We start from the raw sequence: 24926 nt of genomic DNA on the forward strand, positions 1-24926 counted from the left end.
CGGGGGTATTTCGTTCCACAGAGGGGTTCGATACGGTTGCCGCATCACCGGGACTGGACCCTGCTTTTATCAAAAAAGTGCTTCATCCCTACTGTGTCTATGACGCTCCTGCGGAGCTGACAGGCCGGAGTGAGAAGGACGAGACGAAGTTCCCGGCATCCATTCACCTGCTTCATCTGGAGAGCGGAGAGACGATCCTTGGGCAAAATGTGTACCAAGCTACGGATTTCACCGGGCTGCGTAGCGCCTTTTTCGCTCATAATTATGTCTTGTCTCCCGAACGCTTCGAAGAGCAGATGAAGCAAGGCGGCTGGCTGGATGCTGTGTTCGCCACGTCATATGACATCGAGCAAGGCACTGTTCTGCCTGCGCTTTCTGAATTGCCTGTAGTGTCTGGTAGCAGTCTCGGCCCGGACGCATCACCAAGCGAAGTTCTGAGCGCCTTAAAGATGAACGAAGTGTTGTTCAAGCGCCTGCTCTACGCGGTCATGCAGTCCGTAGCAACTCGCCGTAAAGTATATATTGCGCTGGATGTTCCCGCCGAAGAAGTAACCGCTGGAGCCAAAGGCTTGCTGCGCTTGCTCTATACGGCATTGCCTTACGCTTTCCGGCGGCAGCTTGGTTTCATGACATTTGCCAAGGAGCCACAGGCCAAGAAGGGGATTCACGTGCAGTTTGTCGAGCGTGGTACGTTGCGTCCTAAGGACCGGAATACGGAGAAGGATTTCACCTTTGATCTGGTATCCGGCAGAGTTACCCATGCGGACGCATCTGTGGCGAATTTGTCTTATGCAGAGTTCGCCTGGTTCCTATTGCAGGAACCTGCTGCCGCAGATGCATTCTATGCTTTTGCCGATGAGATGTTATCCGGCATGGAGCCTGGACGCGAGCTTTCCATTGAAGCCTATGGGGAACTTTCGGTCTTCTATAGTCTTGAACAAGGTATGGAAGATCTCTACCTGGAGAACAAAAGCAATGTTCTGAGCGGCTTGTTGACCTATCTGAAGCCAGAAGGTGGTTCGCAGCAACGCTCGCGTCTGAATGACTTATTTCTGACCCTGCTCAGCCGGGAACTGGATAGCGTAAAGCGGGAGAATGTACCCGAAGAAGCAGTCGCTGCTCGCATCGGAGAGTATTTCCGTGTTGCTGCGCCCGTGGTGCAATCCCGGATTGTGGACTATTTCATCTATGGTATTAATAATGCCCGTGCCCAGAAGCGTATGCGTGCTGTGCAGGAATTGTATGATGTGCTGGATCGGGATACACAGCTGAATCAGGCTTTCTTTGATAAAGTGCTGGCGAATACATCGTTTACCAAGTTATTGTTCGAGCCCTATCTGGACAATCAACTGAAACGCACTGAATCGGCAGCGAATGTGGTGGAAGTGATCCGAAGATGGGTTACCTCCCATCCGTCTGCTGTCTACAACAGCTTCTTGCTGGAAAGGACAGCCACGGAGCTGCGTGAACGGTTATGTTCTGCGCCGAGTCCGGTGCAGTCTGCGAATGAAGCACTCCAGCGGGTTAGCGTGTTGGACCGAGTCTCCGCGAACGGAGAGGTGAATACAGGTGTTACGGGCCGCATTGGACAATCCGAAGTAACCGCCCGGACGAATCGAAAAGGAGGATCTCTTTCTTCCAGTCCAGATCCTGCTTATCAGGAGGAGTTAACCCGGCTTGCGGACAAGCTTGCCTATGTCATTAACCTGTTTATGATTCAGGATCTGGATATGGAGAGGGTTAACCGTGAGCAACTGTTAAGCATCGATATATTGCAGCATGGCAATGAGGTCCGGGATTGGGCAGCACGTCAGGGCTCCGATGTATCTGCTCGAACGAACATGATGCTGGCTGCAAGAGCGTGGCTGAGTGGCGAGGGGAATGGCGAAGAAGAACTGGAGTCGCTCTCCCTGGCCGAGCGCAATGAGCTTCAACGGTGGACGCGTCGCTGGCTTGCGGGAGAGCTGCAGGCTCATCCGGGGATTGCTGCGTATGAAGCTTTGTCGCTGGCTTTCTATAGGGGAGGAAGTGGCAGCAACCGACTGGACTATCCGGGCCTGATTGAATTCGTCCGCAGTAATGCGGATCGGGTCGCAGGGCTATATCCATTCTTTGAATGGTCAGGGAATCAACGAATGTTCGTCCGGGGTTCCAATGCACATAAAGGATATTCGGATGCGATCTTGGCCTACTTCAAGGCTCATGACCGTGAGGCTTTCAAGTCGAAGTCGGCATTCAAACCGTATTATGCGAGAGCGGGCAAGACAATGAAGCCAGTCTATGATCGGGCCAGAACCGAATTGTCTTCCCCATGGGTACGAATGCTAACAGGGAAAAGGAAAAATCTGTTCCTCGGATCAATTCTCCTGATTCTGGTTCTGGGTATTGCTGGCGGTACATATGTATGGATGAATGATGCTGTGGAGCCGCCAGCGTCGTCGCCTCCATCTACCGAGGAGCCTGATATTCCGGCGGAACCTGTAGTTCAGCTTGCTGAGCAGATTGCTTATATCGTTCCTGCAATCGAACAGGAAGGTACGGAATCGACAGCTCAACTAGTGATCCGTTTCCGCAATGAAGTGGGGAGCAATGCGTTTAAACAGGCCATACTTCAATTAAAGATGCAGGATGGAAGTATGCAGGAGTTCGATGCCACGGGAGAGTGGGAGAGCTTTAACCGGAATGAGGAGCCAGATTCAGACGGTACATCTGAGAAAAGCGCTGAAAGTACCTCTGGAAGCACATCTGAGGGAAACTCTGAGGGGGCATCTGCTGGCAAAACAGGTGACACACAGCAGAGTGAAGATACAGATCAGCCAACCGATCCAGAGATATCGGATGGTTCCATTGCAGATCCAGCTGTCGGCACAGCAACGGGTACAGGGGCTGACGTGACATCTGACGTAGCAGATCCAGGAACAGGTTCGACATCGCCCGATTCATCGGTATCCAATGGGCAGGATGCCTCCTCTGCTGAGCCGAAGACCATTGAAGAAATGGATCGTTTATATCCCTTCGGTAAGCTAGTCTCTCTTCCAGCCGATATCAATCCAGGGGAGATCGTCAGCGTTCAAAGCGGAACGACGATGATTACATTAATGCCGGAACCGAAAAGGTAAGTCATTTTATTTTTTTTTTAATATTACACGTGAGCATGGGAGATGATCTTGAATTTTTTTATTTCAAGGTCATCTTTTTTATTTGAAATACGGTAACAAGTAATAAGAAGATATGAGATCGGCAATTCACAAATCAGACACATTATCAATGATTCACAGGATGTAAAGACATACCTAAGTGATGAAGTGTGCGCGATCAATGAGAAAAGCTCTCATATGAACCGGATATGAGTAACGAGTTTTGCATGCAAATAGATCGAATAAGGCTAGGATAAGAAAAATTTTTGATTTTTAGAGTTGACAAATGATAATGATTATCAGTATCTTTAGTGTAGAAGATATTCGTCGGAAATTACAGAATTACAATTCGTTTTCGTTGTTGATAGCCGAATTACATAATCGGGATAAATGGGAGAGGGATGATCGCATGTTTCGTCTGGAGACGTCCAAGCTGGATATCGCTTATGAGGAAAGACTGATTGTAGAGGATCTGAGTATTCAGATTCCCCAAGGAAAGATTACAGCACTTGTTGGAGCCAATGGTTCAGGGAAGTCCACCATCCTGAAAACAATGGCACGGATTATGGCTCCAAAAGCAGGTAATGTATTGCTCGACGGGAAGTCCATCCATAAGCAGTCTACGCGTGAAGTCGCCAAGCAGCTTGCGATTTTGCCGCAGAATCCAACTGCCCCGGAAGGACTTACGGTTACTGAACTGGTATCCTACGGACGCTTTCCGTATCAGAAAGGGTTCGGTTCCATGCGTGCAGAAGACAAACGCATGATTGAATGGGCCATTGAAGTAACAGCCATGACGGAATTTCATGATCGTCCGATCGATCAATTGTCCGGTGGACAGCGTCAACGTGCCTGGATTGCCATGGCACTTGCCCAAGACACAGATATCCTATTCCTGGACGAGCCAACAACCTTCCTGGATATGGCTCACCAGCTTGAAGTATTGCAACTGCTGGAGCAGCTGAATGCCACATCCAACCGTACGATTGTTATGGTTGTGCATGACCTGAATCATGCTTCCCGTTATGCACATCACATGATTGGTATCAAAAAAGGTAAAGCCATCGCACATGGTTCGCCGGTGGAAGTCATGAATTCAGATGTGCTTCGCGAAGTATTCAACATCGAAGCGGATATCGTTATTGATCCGCGTTCGGGTGTACCGCTCTGCTTGCCTTATGCTCTGGCAGGAGAGCGCCAACAATCCATAACGCCAGACCAAATGGTCATGAACAGTGCCATGGTTCATACAGGTGGACGCACGGAACAACGTGTTCGCCAAGCGATGGGAAGTTAACGAAATGGGCCATACGTGGTCCTACCATATAGAATGAAGCCGCTGTGCCCTGTGCACGCGGCTCATTCGCATTCAGGGGGAGGTCTGCACTTATGGGAGCAATCAACTATACTTGGCTCGCACATAATGGCATACCAAGATTTATGGGAATTGGTGATTGCGTTGGAACAGGTCTATAATAATGAGACAGGCTGTAGCCATTGGTTATTTGCCAACGGCTCACAGTAGTCCAAACCAACATATGTCATGGGAGGAATCAGTCATGTCCGTATATTCATATCAGGCAGTAACCACTGCGAATCAGGAAGTTTCACTGGATATGTATCAAGGGAAGGTATTGGTCATCGCCAATACAGCAAGTAAGTGTGGACTGACTCCACAATACGGTGAATTGCAGAAGCTCTATGACCGCTATCGCGATCAGGGTCTGGTCGTACTGGGTTTTCCTTGCAACCAGTTTGGAGGACAGGAGCCAGGAACAAGTGAGGAAGCGGAATCATTTTGCCAGATTAACTATGGTGTGAATTTCCCGGTGTTTGCCAAGGTTGACGTGAATGGTGAAGAAGCACATCCCCTTTTTCAATACCTTAAAGAGCAGCAACCCGGTGCAGGTGAAACCAACGACATCCAATGGAACTTCACCAAGTTCCTCGTTAACCGTGAAGGTGAAGTGGTCGGCCGTGTTGAACCGAAAGAATCCCCGGAAGCCATGAGCGCAGAAATTGAGAAATTGCTCGGTTAATCGGTTAATGGAAAAAGCAGTTCATACCCGATTGAAGAGAAGCTTGTCCTCGTATAAGAGGACAGGCTTTATGTCATGCGTTTATGTGTAGATTATATAATTGAGGCAAACCTCCATGGTGATGAACACCTGAAGCACTTCTTCTAAGATGACAGAATTCATTCGTATACATCTGTCCGTTAGCTAGAAGTCAATGTGGAGCATAAACCGCCCCTAATTCGGGGACAATGAAATTAATAACGACGAGTGAAAGAGCGATTCAAATGCAGTAGTTAGACCATTCGACAATTTTTTTCGCAAAACCTATTGCAATGTGAAAAAGATCACATTATAATAGGTGTACAAAGTGAAATAAATCACATAAACAGTATCGCTTATGAAGTGAAATATTTCACAACTACATCAACCTTATATTCAAACTCATTTATATATTTCGAGGAGGAACTTTTAATGAAAATCGCAGTTATCGGATGTACACACGCAGGAACCGCAGCTATTGTAAACACAGCCAAATTGTACCCGGATGCTACCATCACGGTGTATGAGCGCAATGACAATATCTCCTTCCTTTCTTGCGGCATTGCGCTCTACGTAGGTGGGGTCGTGAAAGACCCTGACGGCTTGTTCTATTCTTCGCCTAATCAATTGGCAGATCTCGGTGTAGTAACCAAGATGCTACATGAAGTGACGGCAGTTGATGCCAAGGGTCATACCCTTCAGGCTAAAAACCTGCAAACCGGGGAAGAATTTGAAGATACGTTTGACAAACTGATTGTGACAACGGGTTCATGGCCTGTGGTTCCAAAGCTTGAAGGCATCGAGATGGACAACATTCTGCTATGCAAAAACTACAATCATTCCAATACCATCATTGAAAAAGCCAAAGATGCTAAACGTGTCACTGTTGTAGGTGCAGGATATATCGGCGTAGAGTTGGTTGAGGCTTTTGAAATGAACGGTAAGGAAGTAACACTGATTGATAGTGTGGACCGGATTCTGAATAAATATCTGGACCCTGAATTCACGAATGGAATTGAAGATACATTGACTGCTCGCGGCATTAAGCTGGCACTTGGTCAAACGGTACAGAAGTTTACTGGAGAGAATGGCAAAGTAACCAAAGTCATCACGTCCAAAGGGGAGTTCGAAACGGATCTGGTTATTCTGTGCATTGGTTTCCGTCCAAATACCGAATTGCTGAAAGGCCAAGTAGATATGCTGCCGAACGGCGCAATCATCGTGGATAAATATATGCAAACGAGCCAAACAGACGTCTTCGCTGCGGGCGACAGCTGTGCTATTCATTACAACCCGACAGGCAAAGCAGCATACATTCCACTGGCAACCAATGCTGTGCGGATGGGTACACTCGTAGCCCGTAACCTGGTTCGTCCGACGACACCATACATGGGTACACAAGGAACATCGGGTATCAAAATTTATGAGCAAAATATCGCAGGTACAGGCATGACGGAGATGTCTGCTGCGGAAGAAGGTCTGATTGTTGAATCTGTGATCCTGGAAGATAGCTACCGTCCGGAGTTCATGCCAACGGCTGAGAAACTGTTGCTCAAGGTGGTATACGAGCAGGCCACTCGTCGGATTGTCGGAGCACAGGTGATGTCACAGGTTGATCTGACCCAATCGATCAATACGATCTCGGTCTGCATCCAGAACAACATGACTATAGATGAGCTGGCCTTCATCGACTTCTTCTTCCAACCACATTACAACAAACCATGGAACTTCCTGAACTCGGCTGGTCTGCAAGCACTGCCTCCAGTAGAGGTGAAAGCACCCGCAATGGTGTAAAGGAGCAGAATTGATGGTTGAACAGAGAGCATGATAGATGATATACCAAGATTAGTCATGCTTATTCAAGAATAGGACGTGTACACTAACTACCAAGATTACGAAAAGTAGCGGGCGATTATGAAGAAAATGGAAGACTGGCGAGTATATCGTCAGTCTTCTTCTTTTGTATGTGGATTGATGCTGTTTGTGTTACAGCTAGAGTACCTGGATTTATGGAAATGTACATACCGCATAAGTTGGCGAAATAAATAAGACCGGCTCACTCCTATGAAGTGGGCCGGTCTTTGAGCTAACTCATATTATCAGATTAATTCGGACTTGCTCAATAGACGCTGAATCAATGTTGCTACTTCCGCACGCGTAACATTGGCTTTTGCCGCAAGTTTACCATCACTACGTCCGCTGATGAGGCCTGCCTTGGCTGTCAGTGCAATGTTATCTTTCGCCCAGTTGCCAACACTCGCGCTATCTGTGAATGCGGAGAGAATCTCAGTAGCATCCAGATTAGCGTATTGGTCTGCAAGACCTGTCAACTTCATCGCTCTCGCGATTAACGTCATGGCCTGTTCCCGTGTAATCGTGTCATTCGGACGGAACGTACCATCCTCAAACCCGTTAATCAGTTCGTAGGAAGCCGCAGTCTGAACCGCGCTGGAATACCAATCCTTCGTAGTGACATCCCGGAATGGTTGTGCACCTTCACCTAACTTGAGACCCAATCCGCGAACGATGATAGCTGCGAATTCAGCTCGTGTGATCGCTTTGTCAGGGTTGAAGGTCGTATCGTTAACGCCATGGATGATCATTCGGGAACCCATATCGTTGACGGCTTCTTTCGCCCAGTGTTTCTCCACATCCGCAAATGTCAGCGGGTTCCATACAATACCGTACGTGCTGTTCGTCAAACTGTTAATCTCTGCATAAAATGTCCCTTGCTCCAAAAGAACCTTGGTTGGTACATGTCTTACTGTGCCGTCAGGCTCTACGACAATGCCAGTTGTAATCTTATTCGGATCAATCTCGGCAGACAATGCAATTTTGCGTTCAACGTATGCGTTGAACTTCGTAATTTCAGTCGTTTGGCCGTTGTACTCTCCAGTTACTGTGAAGTCAACAGGTGAGGCAACGAGTGTAAAATCACCTTGAGCTGCTGCATTCACTGCAACCTGATTCATTGTATCGGAAGATTTGGCTATCGTAATACGAACTACAATATCTTCCAGTTTCAGGCCGCTGCCGAGACTCTCGGCAATAGCATCAATGTTAATCTCTGAAGCAGGGAGCGTATAACTTGCCTGATCTGTCTGGAGAACCAGTGTTGCGGACAGACGTTCCATGTTTTTCACCGACTGGCCGTTCAACTCGCCAACGATGACATTGGAGGATGATTTAACTGGAATGGTGACGATCGCCCGAGAGCCTTCGGCATCCAGTTTCGCCTGCAACCTCGCCGGATCAACGATAAGTACCGTGGTTTTAACGCCACTAGCTTCCGTTGTTTTCATCTTCCCTGCATTTTCAGTTTTGCCGTTTACGATAATGATGACATCCTCGTCGCTTGCATTGTTATTACTATTGTTACCGTTATTGGTGTTCGGATTCGTCGTGCTGTTTCCCCCTGAAGGCGGAGAGACGACGGGAACATCAGGATTATTGGTTCCTGGTGCAGGCTCATTCGTTACTACAGATGAAGTCCATCCGAATTTTACAATCTTGCCTTCGACATCTACTTCGGCAACAGCGATTTTATCTCCGTATGCCGCGTTGATTAGACCATTATTCGGCCAGTTTTCGTAGCCTGTAGCTACATCACCAATAGTTGGCACGTTGATATTTCCGGTACCGAAGTTTTTGTAAACGAAACGGTGTCCATTACCCTGAATTGCAGGGGTTACAGTAATGAGTGTTTTTCCATTATTTGTAGACCCGCTAGGGTCAACCGCGACCACGATCAGGTCGGTTGCAAGATTCGCTGTGAAATGGAGTGTTTTCTCCGTTCCGGCAGGAACAGAACCGTCCGCAGCCACACGTACCTTAACCGTATGTTCACCACTAAGAACTGGTGTACTGGAGCCATCAAACCGGATGTAGGCTCCATTGTCAATTTGGTATTCCATGGTATTGTCCAAACCGATAATCGTGTTGTTCTGATCATCCGCAGTGACATTCGGTGCAGTAGGTACCGAAGCATTGGAATTTACTGTCACTGGTGCTTCTGATGATGCAAACGTAGAGGATGTTGCCTTTGTACGAACATAGTACGTACTCGGCGCTAGCCCTGTAACGGTTGTGTCATGGATAGCTGTCCATGAACCGTTAATGTCTTTTTTGTATTCCATTTGATCGGTCACATTGGTAATTGTTCCATCATGAGCTCCATTGGAGGTTTCATTTGTCTTGCCTACTTCTGTTGGAGCCGCAGGACGCGATGGAATTGCAAGTGTTTGAGCTGAGCTATCTGTAGTTGTGGTGCCGTTGCCTGTTTTTATAATGGACAACGTGGTTCCGATCCAGCTGTAATCGATAGTGATCTGACCTGAACCATCTGCAATAGCACTTGCACCGTTGATGGAATATGGAGCGTTAGGCACGAGTCCTGTCAGTTGCTCATCTGCATAGCTGATGACAGCCTCCGGTGTCGTTTCAGGTGTAGCAGACGCCGAACCAATGGTGACGGGCGCTTCGGCCGATGCAAATGCAGAAGGGGTTGCTTTGATACGTACATAGTATCGATCTGGTGCGAGAGCCACAACGGATGTGTTCGCGATAGCTGTCCATGCACCGTTGACGTCTTGTTTGTACTCCATTTGATCCGTGACATTGATGATTGTTCCATCACTTGCTCCATCAAAGGTTTCATCGGTCTTTCCGATGCCAGTTGGAGTCGCAGGACGAGATGGAATGATCAATGTTTGGGCTGAACTGTCCGTAGTTGAGGTGCCAGTGCCTGTCTTCACGATGGACAATGTGGTTCCGATCCAACTGTTGTCTATGGCGATATATCCTGAACCATCTGAAATAACGTTCGCTCCGTTGATCGAGTATGCTGTATTAGGCACGAGCCCAGTCAATTGCTCGTCCACATAACTAATTACAGCGGCTGGTGTTGCTTCTGGTGCAACGGAACTCGAACCAACCGTCACGGGTGATTCGCCAGAAGCAAATGTAGAAGACGTTGCTTTGGTACGAACATAGTACGTATCGGGCGTGAGGCCTGTAACGCTTGTGCTAGCGATAGCTATCCATGAACCATTGATGTCTTGTTTGTACTCCATCTGATCGGTCACATTCGTGATCGTTCCATCATGAGCGCCGTTCAAGGTTTCATCGGTCTTGCCAACGCCAGTTGGAGCTGCAGGACGAGATGGGATGACCAATGTTTGAGCTGAACTATCTGTAGTTGTGGTACCATTGCCTTTCTTCACGATGGACAACGTGGTTCCGATCCAACTGTTGTCGATAGTGATGTGACCTGAACCATCTGCGACAGCATTAGCTCCGTTAACGGAGTATACAGCATTAGGAACGAGTCCTGTTAATTTCTCATCTACATAGCTGATTACAGCAGCTGGTGTCGTTTCTAGTGTAGCTGTACGGTTCACCGTTACTGCATAATATTGTACGGTCGTATTGTCGGCTGCCGTCACTTTAATGTATGCAGTGATAGCTCCACCTGCCGTGAGTGGGATCGTTGAGTTTCCTGTAACTGCACCAGTGGAATAGTCACTGTTACTGAACAACTCCATCTTGGCCTGATTGTCTGCCAGTACAAGATTGGCTAATCCCAGTGTTGAGGTTGTGTTAGGCACGTTAACGGTCCAGCTAACCGCTGTCCCCGAAGTCGTTCCATCTCCGCCTCCTGGAGCACTGTCAGTCTGTCCAAGTACATTTGTTAGACCCGTGTTATTGCTACCCGGTGCAGCACTTCCGAATACAATCCGTGCATTGTCGTTACCTGCAATATAGAAATTCCTGTCATGATAATAAACGGTGTTTAAACCTTTTCCGACTATGCCTAGTGTACTCTCATTGTACGCCGTCCAATGGATCAGGTCCGAAGAAGAATACATCATGTAGTATTCTTTATAGTTTTCGTCATACAAAACACCTGCTGCTACATAGGTGCCTTCTCCGTATGCGATTGATTTTAAATCGACTGCGTTGACATTATCAATGCTATGTTTGGTCCACGTTGAGCTATTATTCAAAACCCCGGTCGTTTCCAAGACAAATGGATTACCAAATTCATCTGAGCCAGTGACTACATATTTCCCATTAGCATAGATAATATCACTAAACATGTAATAGTTTGGAGCGTCATAATCATTAAGTGAGGTTACAGGCTCCCATTCCAATCCGCTTGCATCCGCCTGCCAAACTCCACTCTCACCAAAAGCAAAATACTCTCCATTTATAAACTTCACATTAATGCCATACGTGCTCCCCAGGTTATCACCTTTCGTCCATGAAGTTCCGTCAATAGAAGACAGGCTATCACCCTTATCTGTTACTGCAACAAAACCTCCACTTGCACCATAGGTCAGCGCTACTACTCTGCCCGTTACACCAGCGGGAAGATTACTGAGTGTCCAATGTTCGCCATCGGCGGATACCCCAATTTTTTTACCCATGGCTACAAAAGTGTTGTTGCCGTAAGCTACTTTGGAAAAAGCTTCTGTAGGAAGCAACTGGCTAGTTGTACTTAAATGCTCCCAGTCGCTCGCGGAATGCAGTATAATGCTATCGGTTGTACCAGAGCCGGAATCACCGACAACCACCCATTTGCTACCGTTATAAGCGATGCCCTGCAGATTTCCCGCGATTTTTTTCCAATCGGATTTGTCCGCGGTGACGACAAGGCTGTTAGGAGCCGAGGTGACAAGGACCATACCCGTTCCATTCGAAGCTGCAGATTGGATGGTCATATTGGTTACTTTGAGTTCTGGGGTCCAATTGACGCCGTTATCTGTGGATGAATCCAGTTTACCCGATGTACCGAAACGATAGAGTGTCCCGCCATCTTTCAGTACGCCGAATGTACCATTATAGGAGGAGTCGGCTGTAAACGTTATTCCGTCACTACTGGAGTAGCCATTTGTTTGGCTTTCAAGCATGTGAAGCTTACCATTGTAGACAGCGAACCCTCCCAAGTCATAGTTGCCTTTGGACCCGTTCGTCCAGCTTGTCCCGTTACTGGAGTAGGCATATCCGCCTAATACGTTACCTCCAACAACATATCTGCCAGAAATATAGGCCAGGTCCATCAAATAAAAGGAGGTGCTTGTTGTGGTACTTGGTGGCCAAATTTTTGGTACAGTACTCGATAACGTCCATAACACCCCATCCGAAGATGAATAGATTATGCCGACATCTTGCGCGCGGTCACTGGCATGCCATTTTCCACCAACAGCATAAAAATTGCCGTTAGTATAAACGACTTTTTGCAAAATGTCTCCATTAATTCCTGATGATTTGTCGACCCAAGTTTCGCCATCCGACGAAACGATCAATCTTGCTTTATTGGGAGTAGATTCCACCCCTACTGCGACATATACATGGTTTGCATACACGAGGCTTCTCCATGATGTTTTTCCGTTAGACACTCCTGTATTCACTACAGTCCAGTTTAATCCATCTGTGGACTGAACAATCCGTCCCTGTTCACCCACTGCGGTGTATTTCCCGTTAGCATATACGACGTTTACCAGATTACCATCAACGTTGTTATTGACTGCGGACAGTATATTCACTTTTCCGTTAGCGGAAGCATGAGCTTGGGGAAGAAGGACATTGGGGAGAACCAGAGTGAATATCAAAGCATACATCATAACTGTTCTCCAGCGTAAAGAATGTTTGAACATGTTTAAAAACCTCCTGTTGTCCGTAGGTGTATCCAAAAAGACCTAAAGAGCATAATTTTTTTGTGACATATGCAACAGAAAACGGATTCCTACCAACATCCAACCCTGCCGATATAGATGAATACAATATGTGAGCCCATTATACTAATTGATTCTGAACAAATTCTGAGCAACTTCTTCATATGTATGGATTGCTATTACAACCGTTTGATTTCATAACGCCCCTCATAAAAACTTCTTTATATCCAACTTTGTGATAAATTGCACAAAGGTTTATCTGGAGCCGAGATACAATTGTGATATGGATTGAATTGCAGAATAACATTGCACAATTACGGGAGTTAGTCTTTTTACCAAACTGTGAAGAGTGAAGGAGAGGATGACGTATGGCGGCAAAAACACCTCTTGAGGTTGCACAATATACAGCACAAACAGGCTTGAAGAAAGCTCAAAATCCGGTGTCGTCTGTACTGGTACTCAGCTTTCTGGCAGGGGCTTTTATAGCACTGGGTTTTCTGTTGGATATTCGGGTGATTGCTTCTGTACCAGCGGAGTGGGGGAGCTTGGTTAATCTGATTGGTGCGGCAGTTTTCCCTGTCGGATTGATTATGGTGCTCATTGGGGGCGGCGAATTGCTGACGGGTAATATGATGGCTGTTCCACTCGCAACGATTGCACGCAAACTTTCTGCAGGAAGTATGTTGAAGAATCTAACCTTAGTGACAATCGGTAACTTTGTGGGAGCCTTATTTGTAGCTTATGCATTCGGACATGTGCTTGGACTGACCGGAGAAGGTGTATATTTGACGAAAGTGGTGGACATGGCTGGTCATAAGCTGCATGACAGTTTCCTCCAGGCTTTTATCTCGGGCATTGGTTGTAACTGGCTCGTTGCGCTGGCGGTGTGGTTATCTTATGCATCGGATACGATGAGTGGCAAGGTATTGGGCATTTGGTTCCCAACGATGGCATTCGTAGCGATCGGATTTCAGCACGTTGTTGCCAATATGTTCCTGATTCCAGCGGCGATCTTCGAAGGGTATTATTCCTGGGGACAGTATGTGATGAATTTCATTCCGGTATGGTTGGGGAATCTGACCGGTGGGGCTTTATTTGTAGCCGCAGCATACTGGATGGTGTATTTGCGCCAGACGGAGCCAAAAGTGAAGCCGGAGGTGGCGGTTGCAGTCGAGCCTGTGGAGGCAGAAGCTAGAGCGATGTGGGGCAAGCAAGCATAGCAGCAGTATAACAGTGCCATAGTATAGCTTGACATGTCCAGACGATGGCTGAATCCAACTTAAATATACAATTGCTTCATATAATATCCTCTAGTACATGCTGAGGCGACTTCGATCTCATTCGGTTCATGGCGAATTATGCTGTGATCGAGCGAGACAGGGTCGCCTATTTACAATTGGAATAGATGGACTTTAACGCAAAATAAATTCGCCATGACAAGGTTCGGGGGAACGAAACCTGTTCATGGCGAATTTCGGGAGTGGTCCATGATATGGCATGAGGCGGAAGTGGGGAAACACTAACCTAATGCCTGTTATTAATTTACCCCTGAATTCTGAAGTTGAATCATAAGGGGGAAACATTTTTTTGAAATAAGTTCTATCCGCTGTAGCGGCATATATCGGGTGAATCTACACTGTTCGCTTTACGCCATTACCTCGAAGAAGATATGATATAAGGATAGCTTTCCAAGAGGGGGAACCATGACATGATCAATCAGGAGAATGGGATATTTGCGGCGGTATGCCCGCTCGATTGTCCGGATACTTGTGGTCTGTTGCTTCACAAAGAAGACGGTAAAATTGTGAAGGTGGCAGGCAATCCGGATCATCCGATTACGAAGGGTGCCATCTGTAATAAAGTCAGAAATATGACCGAGCGGGTATATCACCCCGAGCGGCTACAATATCCGATGAAACGTGTCGGAGCCAAAGGCGAAGGCAAGTTCGAACGAATCAGCTGGGATGAAGCGATCGGGGAGATTACGGAGAAATTCACTGCTTTGTCCGAGACCCATGGACCCGAGAGCATTCTGCCATACAGTTTCTACGGTAACATGGGTATTCTTGGCGTGGACGGTATGGATCGGCGTTTCTTTAATGCGCTTGGTGCGAGTGTACTGGAGCAGACGATCTGTAACTCCGCCGGAAATACCGGCTGGAAGTATACGATGGGTGCCAACCGGGGAACCTTGCCCGAAGATACGGAGCATGCGGATCTCATCCTGGTCTGGGGAGGCAATATCGTCAGCACGAATATGCACCAGGTTGTTCTGGCAGAGAAAGCTCGCAAGAAAGGTGCTCAAATCGTCGTGATCGACGTTCATCGCAATCGGACCGCCCAGTGGGGGACTGGTTTATTCCGTTATACCCTGGCACAGATAGCGCGCTGGCGCTGGGATTGATGCATGTGTTATTTGAACAGGGACTGACGGATGAAGCCTTTATGCAAAAGTATACCGTGGGTCATGAAGCCCTGCGTGATCATGTCCGTAGTTACACCCCTGATCGCGTTGCACGTATTACAGGCGTGCCGGAAGATACGATCGTGAAGCTGGCCGAACTGTACGGCAAAGCTCAGGCAGCCTATATCCACATCGGCAATGGACTCCAGCACCATGACAATGGTGGCATGAACGTGCGTAGCGTAGCCTGTCTGCCAGCCATTACAGGACAATGGCTGAAACGTGGTGGCGGTGCTGTCCGCACGAACAGTTACGCGAGCACGAATAGCGATGCGCTGGAGCGCCCCGAATTACGGCAGAATCCAGAGCCGCGAGTCGTGAACATGAACCGGATCGGTGAAGCGTTGCTGGAAGCGGAGCAGCCGATCCGGGCCATGATGGTCTACTGCAGCAATCCACTGGTGGTGGCACCGGATACCGAGCGGGTTGAGCGAGGTTTTGCACGGGAAGACCTGTTCACGGTTGTCCATGATCTGTTCATGACGGATACGGCGAAATATGCAGATATCCTGTTGCCGGCAACGTCTTCATTTGAAGCGACGGATCTGTATACCTCCTACTGGCATCAGTTCGTTCATCTGCAAGAGCCGGTTATTGCACCTGTGGGCGAGAGCAAAAGCAATGTTGAACTGTTTTCTTTGCTTGGACAGGCGATGGGATATGACCCTGTAATCTTCGGAGAAACACCGGAGCAGATGATAGATGAAGCGCTTCGGGATACGGGCAATCCGTACATGAACGGAGTGACGCTGGAGGGATTGAAGCAGCATCGATTCATGAAACTGGATATGTCGCCACATGCTTCATTTTTGGATCAACTGCCTACGCCTTCAGGTAAAATTGAATTGTATTCGGAGACGATGGAACAGAGAGGATTACCGCCGCTTCCTACCTATAGCGCTCTAATTGAAGGATATGATGGGGAGAATCCGGCTGGATCATCCGAACCCTATCCATTGATGTTCCTTTCGCCGCCGAACCACAATTTCCTGAACTCCACGTTTGCCAATTCAGCCAAACATCAGCGGTTAGAGAAGATGCCATTATTGCAAATTCACCCGGAGGATGCGGCTCGCCGTAATGTGCAGGATGGTGATGCTGTTGTGGTATGGAATGATCGCGGCAGAATTGAATTGACAGCCAAGGTAAGTGAAGCCATGCTGCCAGGAACCGTCATCAGCCAGGGATTATGGTGGGATGGCAACGGTACGAAGCAACGGGCGAATTCGCTGACTTCCAATCGACTGTCTGACATGGGAAATGGAGCTACGTTCTTCTCAGCCACTGTCGAAGTGAAGCATCGATGAGTGCTTGCAGCGTCACATACCTGCACTGAATTTCAGATAACCTTCACCCCACGGGGGTGAAGGTTATCTGTGCATCGTTAATCTATTGTAAGGTGATCGGATCATGCCTGAAACGGGAAGAGGCTGCTTCCGTCCGTTGGATCACTTATCCGATATCTTTATCCCGATATTATTTACGGTTTATCTCGGCACGTTCTACGATCATATCGGCGAATTCTTCAGCCTGACCCTGAATCGCAATCGGGTCGAAGTACCAGTAACGGTCCTCCAGTAATTCGTACACCTGATTGTTTTTTACAGCCGGCAGGGATTGCCAAATCGAATCACCTTGGTAATTTTTATTGTTCTCCCCAACGGTTAAGAAGATATGATCTCCTGCATAATCCCCAACAACTTCACGCGAAATCTCTTTCCATTGGGTATCACCCATCAGTTCTTTTTTGGTGATCTCAAGCGGAGTCAGTCCCAAAGCACGATAGACGGCTTGTCCACCTCGACCAAAGTTGTCTCCATAACCATAATAACTCTTGTCGGATACTTCAAGGATCGAGAAGGTTTCCTCCGGTTTGATGACTGCTTTTACCTTGGCGCGAGCGGCTTCGATGCTTTCGTCATACCTTTTTAGCCATGCCTCAGCTTCTTCGGACTTGTTCATCAGCTCTCCGAATCCCTGGATTTCGTCTTGTACATTAGTGAATGTACCATAAGGGATGACTACGGTAGGTGCGATTTTTTGGTAACTTTCAATTTCGCTGGCTTGGTCAGAGTAGGTAATGATCAGATCCGGGTTCAAGGAAACGACCTTCTCCAGAGATACAGCACCCCGATCACCAATACTTTCTATGCCCTCCACCTGATCCGCGTAGAACGGATTTTCCAGAAAATATTGAACAGCACCGACAGGTTTGATACCCAGTGCAAGCAGATCACTTACGTACATATCCGTAACGATCCGTTTGGGTTCAACCGGAATTTCAACATCCCCGCTTAATGATTTGTATGTTCGTGTACCATCCGAATTGCCCGTACTGGCCGACGTGTCTGTGTTGGTTTCGGAAGAGCCGGTTGCGGCTTCGGTTCCTGTAGCCGATGTCTGTTCCTTGGCAGTCGAGCCTGTATTACTGCTGCAAGCAGCCAGAATCATGATCATGGCAAGCATAAGCATCAAGCCGGAAAAGCGTTTTTTGGCAGCAAACATTTCCTTGTTCCCCCTGTATTTAATCAATAATGATTATTATTCTCATTAATAACATAGAGGAAGTTTTGAGTTTTGTACATGGACAACTATGATCACTACTCCATGGACATATATGATGTCAGATGCTGCATGATGTGTTGCAATTGCTCCATGACTGACAGGGGATCAAACCCATAGAACATGTCGGCATCAATCTCGTATACACGCCCTTCACGAACGGCAGAGAGGGTGCCCCATGACTCCTGATTCAGCAGGTTATCCAGCATTTGTCGCTCGGAGGGTTCCTCGGGATAGGCAACAAACATATGATCAGCGGCATACCAGTGAATTTCAGATAATGGAACATGGACGTAACCCGTGAGCAGTTGACTGTCCTGTTCCATCCGTGGCGGCGGCGTGAAGCCGAGAGATCGATACAGGACATGAGAGGCTCTGCCCCATCCATGACCATAGATATAAGCACCGCTAGCTCCAATCCAAAATATGCATACGGCCGAACCTCGTGTGTACCCCATCATGTTGTCCAAGGTATGATTGGCTTCTTGTTCAAGCTGAGAATATCGACTTAATATCTCTTGTGCATTCGATTCCAAACCGGTGATCTGACCCAAATGAAGGAATTGCTGTTGCCAGTCGAGTTCTTCAAATGGCATGAGAATCGTTGGTGCGATTAGGCGCAGTTCATCGGAAGTGGAATGGGGTGCATAACCAACAATTACATCAGGCTCTGCGTCCGCAATGAGCTTCAGATTGTTAAACAGTTCATATTCGGAATGTTTCTCCGAAAGCGAGTGTCCATTCTGCTCCATTCTGGCTTCCATCCAGTAGTCTACAGCTCCCAAGTGAGGCGTGTGGCCCAGAGCCAGAAGTGAGGCCGTATAATTGTAAGTCAGAGAAACAATTTTCTTGGACGTCTTCCGGTAATGTGTTGGTGCTGAACCAACCATCTGCTTGAATTTGCGGCTCAGATAGAAGGTGTCCCTGTATCCTGTCAACTGTGCGATCTCCTGAAGAGTAGGGTTCGCGAGCAGCAGATGTTCCTGAGCTGTTCTGATTCTTAGGCGGGTCACATATTCAACAAAAGTAAAGCCGGTAAGCTTCTTGAACTCCCGCGAAAAATGTTCTGGACTCACATTCGACTCCCTTGCCAACTGCTCGCGGGTCAGCGGATGGGTATACATCTGATGGATCTGCCGGAGCACAGCATCCAGCCAAGAGTGCTCTTCATGAGCAGAATGGGCTACATGATCTCGCATAATATCCAGCATTTCATAGAAAAGCATATGGGGTCTGAAAGGACTCAGATTATTGTCCTTGTCCGTCGAACAGGCCTGAACCAGCTCTCCTGCTCTGTCCGTGACAACATGACTTATAATGGGAGCTGGCCGGCCGAATGGCCAGATAAGTGGCTTATTCTCCGTACAATCAAAAGCGATGGCAATGCCCTGGATTGGTGACAGGGAGCCGCGGTTGCTGTCCTGCTGAAGCAGGTCTCCAGCTTGTCGAACGACTGCGGAGCCTGCATTTAATGTCAATTTGCCATCTGCACTGATCAATCTGGCCTGACCTGCGGTAATGACGTATAATACATGAAGTCTGCTCCACATCTCATCTATGCGGGAGAACGACTCGCGGTCGTGAAGCTGCACCAGGTGGCGCAGCCTGAACAGGGCACTTGGGATCGGCTGAGTCTTCTGCAAAGAAGTTGAGCGGGACAGAGATTTTTGAATATAGGTTGGCTTTGTTTCATTCATACATAACCGTCTCCTTACGTAAGTGAGCAGGGCCATTATTCGTTTCATGCCCGTGTTGTACTGGCGAAATTCTGGATCTGAACTATTATGCAGTATATACTATAAATGAAGTAACGTGGATGGAGAGATTGAGCAATTCATATATTTCTATGAAAAATAGATAAAGAGGTTGAAATCGCTATCAACACCGACTATAATGAAAATGTCGAAACGTTTCAATCTGACGTTTACAGCCATGATCACTGGGTTTATGGCATTTCCTGTCTAGGGGACACCTTATTAGAATGATGTGTTAAGACCACCATAAAAGTATGGTTTAGAATGTATCTGTTTCAACAGGGGTACCCGGCGAATGGAGACAACCCTTTTTTTTGGAGAAACCTCGAAACGTTTCGATTGGATACGATTGACCCCATAGAAACAAGAGGTAATAGTTGGGATTTTGTGGTTGTCACAACCATGTACCATATAAATTGTAGGTGACCCTATAATCTGGTCTAGGTAGAAGGAGCGAACGTGGAATGGCAACGATTAAGGATGTGGCAAAGCTGGCAGGTGTAGCACTCTCGACGGCTTCCTATGCGCTGAACGGGGATAGCAAGGTTAGTGCAAGGACCAAGGCCAAAGTGCTTGAGGCAGCACGGGAACTGAATTACCGTAAAAACGGCTTTGCCATGGACCTGAAACGGAGTCGGACGAACACGATTGCGTTGATCCTGACGGACCTGTCGGGTCCGTATTATTCCGAGTTGATCCGCAGTGTACAGGATGTAGCACTGGCGAACGGGTATGACCTGATTGCGTGCAGCTCGATGGGTGGTCGGGATTCAACAGCAGTGAGATTTTTACGTGAGAAAAGAGTGGATGGGGCTATCGTCCTGGCTCATAACATCCATGATGATATTCTGGTGGAATCTGCTGGTCATCGTTTTCCAATCATTGTGATGGATCGCCAGCTTTCGAGTGACCGTCTGGTCAACGTGCTGGTGGATGGAGAGCAAGGGGGTTACCTCGCTACCCGTCACCTGATTCAGGCAGGGCATCAGAAGATTGCTTATATCAGTGGTCCGTCCAACTCGTACGACAATGCGCTGCGTTACCAAGGGTATCTGCGGGCGATGCGGGAGGCAGGGCTTGAAGAAAAGTCCAAATGGCGTCTGAACGGCAACTTTGTGCGTGAGGGCGGGTATAGTGCGACTAAAATGATGATTATGCAGGGTGAGCTTCCCTCGGCCGTATTTTACGGGAACGACGAGATGGCAATTGGTGGACTGAAGGCATTGGAAGAGCGTGGCATATCGGTGCCAAATGACATTTCTGTGATCGGTTTCGATGATATTCAGTTGTCCGAATACGTTCATCCACCGTTGACGACCATACGCCAGCCTAAGCATGAAGCCGGTTCACTTGCAGGACATCTGTTATTCCAGATGCTCAATGGAGAAGCGGTGAATCCATCGTATACGTTAACGATTAATTTGATAGACCGCAATTCTGTACGTTCAGTATAGGCTGAATCGGAATACAGCTTGCCTAAGAAGCAGCTTGTGGATGGATGAAGCTATGATCTTGTTATGCAACGGAGTGGGTCTTATTTTTACATACAAGAATCCATTTCATAATATCTTTAGCTGCTTCAATAAAGGCGTATCTAGTTACAAAAGTATTGATTTAATGAGTTATGAAATGGATTCAAAAGAAATGAAGAACTGCCCGCATTGAAGTGAGAGTTAAATGATGGGGTTTATCATCCGAATGGGCCGTTGAAAAGCCGGTTCGAATAGACCCCTATTCTTTTTCAGATTTATCGAAACGTTTCGATAGTATACTAACTCAAGGAGTGAATGACATGACAACGATGATTAATGAACCGATCCGGCTGACTGCCGGGGAATTATCCTTTACCTTTTTGAATAGTGGAGATCTCTACGAGGCCTCTTCCGGCACGACCATGTTGAATCAGTTGCTTAGCAATCAGATCGATGGATCTCTGAACAATCTGTACCTGCGTGTACACGAGGGAGAGAACATCAGCTCGTTCCCGCTGCTGGGTGTACGTTCGAATAGCAAAGTGATCACGAGCAAGGCTCAGTCCAGCAACCAGTTGATCTGGGAGGGCTCAGTCCAGCTGCAAGGCAGCGAACAGGGCATTAGCTATCAAGTGGTATTCACGGCTACACCGCAAGGTGTCTGGTTCTGGGATGTGAAACTCACGGGACAACAACAACACGTAGACGTGGTATATGGACAGGATGTAGGACTTGCTGATCCAGGTGCGGTACGCAGCAATGAAGCTTACCTCTCGCAATATGTTGACCATACGGTGTTTGAAGATGAAGCCAAAGGCTATGTGGTATGTTCTCGTCAAAATCAGCCTCAGGGTGGTATGTTCCCGTATATGCAACAAGGTTCTCTGTCGAAGGCAGTGGGGTACTCCACGGACGGGTTCCAATTCTTCGGTCTTTCTTATAAGGAAACCAATCAACCTGAGAGTTTGAGCCGCCACACACTGGCTAATGAGACGTATCAATATGAATTTGCCTATACAGCGCTGCAATCTGAACGGTTGAATCTGAACGGAGAAGCTCAGATCGTCTTTTACGGACTGGCGAAGCCGAATCATGTCGAAGGGATCTCTGCTCTGGAATTCGGGGATGAAATTACTGCAGCATGGAATGAAGTACAGGCTCTGGACGTGCAGAACGGGGAGACACTGGAACAGGTGAAACTGTCTTCCTTCCTGGGTGAACCCTTGGTTACGCTGGATCTGACGCAAGACGAGATTCATGATCTGTTCCCGAATCGTCATCAGGAAGAGCATAGCGGTGAGAAACTGTTATCCTTCTTCACGGGTAGCTATGAACACATCGTTCTGAAAGCGAAAGAACTTATGGTCGAGCGTCCGCACGGTCACATTCTGATGAGTGGTGGCAACGTAGAGCTTGGGGCACAGGTTATTACGACGACATCGTACATGTACGGCATTTTCAACTCACAGCTCGTGATTGGCAACACCAATTTCAATAAAATGATCAGTAATGCCCGCAATGCATTGAACGTGCCTAAGACGGCTGGACAGCGCATCTATGTAGAGGTAGAAGGTCAATATCGTTTGCTGACGATGCCTTCCCTGTTCGAGATTGGTTTCAACTATGTGCGTTGGATCTACAAAACCGAGTCTGATACGATCATTGTGACTAACTACACGGGGGCACACACCACCGAAGTAAGCATGAATGTGCGCTCGACAAGTGGTACAGCATACCGTTATCTGGTGACGAACCAGATTACGATGAACGTTAATGAATACGAGTATCCACTGCACATGACGCAGGATGGTAATACATTGATCCTCAAAGCTGATCCACAAGCGATGAGTGCTGGAACGTACCCGGATCTGCAATATCGCATGTCGGTGGAAGGTGCTGCCGTTAATGTAGGTGACGAAACGTTGCTGGCGAGTGGTATTCGCAGTGGTTCCGCGTCACTGGTTACGTTGAGCCTGGAAGAGAGTGCTGAGTGGACGCTGAAGGTTCAGGGTATTCTGGAAGGCCAATTGAATGAGAACGCTGTGGCCGCAGATTCTAGTCGTACGTTCGAAGAGGAAGTTGAGGCGTACCGTGAATTCTTCGCAAGTGTGATGAACGGATTCCGTCTGTCACGCGGTGAAGGCCAGAGTGCAGAGGATCTGTTCAAAGTGAATGCGCTGGCTTGGTGGTATACACACAACATGCTGGTTCACTACTCCGTGCCTCACGGTTTGGAGCAATACGGCGGCGCGGCATGGGGTACACGTGATGTATGCCAAGGTCCGGTTGAGTACTTTATGGCAACGCAGAAATATGAGCAAGTTCGCGATATCATCAAAATGGTCTATACCCACCAATACGAAGATGATGGCAACTGGCCGCAATGGTTCATGTTTGATAAATACTTTGCCGTTCAACAGGAAGAAAGCCACGGTGATATCATCGTATGGCCTCTGAAAGTGTTGGCGGATTATCTGACAGCGACTCGTGATTACGCGATTCTGGATGAGAAAGTACCTTATACCGTCAAGCACAGCTTCGGATTCACGGAAGAGACAGCAACGGTATTGGATCATGCGAAAAAAGAGATCGATTATATCCGTTCGCACTTCCTGCACGATACATTCCTGTCTTCCTACGGAGATGGTGACTGGGATGATACGCTCCAGCCAGCCAATGCACAGCTCAAGCAATATATGGTGAGCAGTTGGACTGTGGCATTGACGTATCAGTCCGTCAATGTACTCTCACAAGCGCTGAAATACAAGGATGCGGACTTTGCACAGGAATTGCACGTATTGGCTCAGGGCATCCGTGAGGACTTTAACCGGTATATGTTGGGTACGGATGTTATTCCAGGCTTTGTGTACATGGAAGAGGCGGATCAAGCGAAGCTGATGCTTCATCCAACGGATACAGAGACAGGCATTCAATACCGCCTGTTACCCATGACACGCAGCATGATTGGTGAATTGCTGAATGCGGAGCAAGCGGAATCGCATTATGCATTGATCCGTGAGCAGTTCCTGTGCCCGGATGGCGTGCGTCTGATGAATCGTCCGGCTCAATATGCTGGCGGTGTGAGCAGCCACTTCAAGCGTGCAGAGCAAGCGTCCAACTTCGGACGGGAGATTGGATTGCAGTATGTACACGCTCATATCCGTTACGTGGAAGCGATGGCGAAGCTCGGTAAGACGGATCAGGTATGGAATGGTCTCGCGATGATCAACCCGGTTGGTATCGGAGAGGTTGTACCTAACGCGGAGATTCGTCAGGCGAACGCGTACTTCAGCAGTTCGGACGGCAAGTTCAATACACGTTACGAGGCGCAGGAACATTTTGACCAGCTTCGTAAAGGTACTGTACAGGTAAAAGGTGGATGGAGAATCTACTCCAGCGGCCCTGGAATCTACATGAACCAGTTGATCTCCAATGCGCTTGGCATTCGTCAGGAAGGCGGGGATCTGGTCATTGATCCGGTATTGCCAGCTGAGCTGAACGGTATGCAATTCGAATTCGAGTATGCGGGTGAGCCGGTGACGTTCATCTATCACTTGAATGAAGGTACTGTTAACCGTGTAGCGGTGAATGGCAAAGACATTCGCACAGAGCGCACAGCAAACCGTTATCGTCAGGGCGGATTCTGCATCTCACTCGATGAGTTCAGACAGGCACGTCGTGCGACTGAGCGCACCATTGTTGATATTTATATGTAATTTCATAGCATGATGTACATCGATGCAGATCAAGGCCATCCTCCTTTACTAAAGGCAGGATGGTCTTTTTTTTGTTTAGAGAGGACAA

General features: G+C 47.8%; 10 protein-coding genes and 1 pseudogene. 8 read left to right on the plus strand and 3 right to left on the minus strand.

Features of this window, described 5'->3' with window-relative positions; all coding sequences use genetic code 11:
• Window positions 1-53: 53 nt before the first annotated feature.
• The 4 genes from C0Q44_RS07985 (at window position 54) to C0Q44_RS08000 (ending at window position 6988) form a co-directional block, all read left to right on the plus strand.
• Complete coding sequence (locus tag C0Q44_RS07985; RefSeq protein ID WP_483874452.1) at window positions 54-3119, plus strand: GAP1-M domain-containing protein; 3066 nt, start codon at window positions 54-56, stop codon at window positions 3117-3119.
• A gap of 427 nt (window positions 3120-3546) precedes the next feature.
• Complete coding sequence (locus C0Q44_RS07990) at window positions 3547-4434, plus strand: ABC transporter ATP-binding protein (RefSeq protein WP_105407647.1); 888 nt, start codon at window positions 3547-3549, stop codon at window positions 4432-4434.
• Window positions 4435-4696: 262 nt separating this feature from the next.
• The gene (locus C0Q44_RS07995; RefSeq protein WP_105406788.1) at window positions 4697-5176 is read left to right on the plus strand and encodes a glutathione peroxidase; all 480 of its coding nucleotides are present in this window, start codon (window positions 4697-4699) and stop codon (window positions 5174-5176) included.
• A 450-nt stretch (window positions 5177-5626) separates the two neighbouring features.
• Window positions 5627-6988 carry an FAD-dependent oxidoreductase gene (locus tag C0Q44_RS08000; protein WP_105406789.1) on the plus strand — a complete coding sequence of 454 codons (1362 nt, stop codon included), beginning with the start codon at window positions 5627-5629 and terminating at the stop codon, window positions 6986-6988.
• Window positions 6989-7293: 305 nt separating this feature from the next.
• Here C0Q44_RS08000 and C0Q44_RS08005 read toward each other — a convergent pair whose 3' ends face one another.
• A complete protein-coding gene (locus tag C0Q44_RS08005; protein WP_105406790.1) occupies window positions 7294-12852 on the minus strand; it encodes an S-layer homology domain-containing protein in 5559 nt (1852 codons plus the stop codon).
• A 386-nt stretch (window positions 12853-13238) separates the two neighbouring features.
• Between C0Q44_RS08005 and C0Q44_RS08010 the strand changes: the two genes are divergently transcribed.
• Together C0Q44_RS08010 and C0Q44_RS08015 are read left to right on the plus strand one after the other, a co-directional pair.
• Window positions 13239-14090, plus strand: a complete 852-nt coding sequence (locus tag C0Q44_RS08010; protein ID WP_105406791.1) for a formate/nitrite transporter family protein — start codon at window positions 13239-13241, stop codon at window positions 14088-14090.
• 488 nt (window positions 14091-14578) lie between these two features.
• Window positions 14579-16641 (plus strand): annotated as a pseudogene (locus C0Q44_RS08015) (molybdopterin-containing oxidoreductase family protein).
• A gap of 169 nt (window positions 16642-16810) precedes the next feature.
• On the opposite strand, the gene C0Q44_RS08020 reads toward C0Q44_RS08015, so the two are convergent.
• Complete coding sequence (locus C0Q44_RS08020; RefSeq protein WP_105406792.1) at window positions 16811-17839, minus strand: iron-hydroxamate ABC transporter substrate-binding protein; 1029 nt, start codon at window positions 17837-17839, stop codon at window positions 16811-16813.
• 95 nt (window positions 17840-17934) lie between these two features.
• On the minus strand, window positions 17935-19593 hold the full coding sequence (locus C0Q44_RS08025) for an AraC family transcriptional regulator (RefSeq protein WP_181150899.1): 1659 nt from the start codon (window positions 19591-19593) through the stop codon (window positions 17935-17937).
• A 521-nt stretch (window positions 19594-20114) separates the two neighbouring features.
• Here C0Q44_RS08025 and C0Q44_RS08030 point away from each other — a divergent pair.
• Window positions 20115-21104 carry a LacI family DNA-binding transcriptional regulator gene (locus tag C0Q44_RS08030; RefSeq protein ID WP_105406794.1) on the plus strand — a complete coding sequence of 330 codons (990 nt, stop codon included), beginning with the start codon at window positions 20115-20117 and terminating at the stop codon, window positions 21102-21104.
• Between the two features lie 338 nt (window positions 21105-21442).
• Window positions 21443-24838, plus strand: a complete 3396-nt coding sequence (locus C0Q44_RS08035) for a GH36-type glycosyl hydrolase domain-containing protein (protein ID WP_105406795.1) — start codon at window positions 21443-21445, stop codon at window positions 24836-24838.
• The last annotated feature ends 88 nt before the right edge of the window (window positions 24839-24926 follow it).

It is taken from the genome of Paenibacillus sp. PCH8 (assembly GCF_002968835.1).
Taxonomy (GTDB): domain Bacteria; phylum Bacillota; class Bacilli; order Paenibacillales; family Paenibacillaceae; genus Paenibacillus.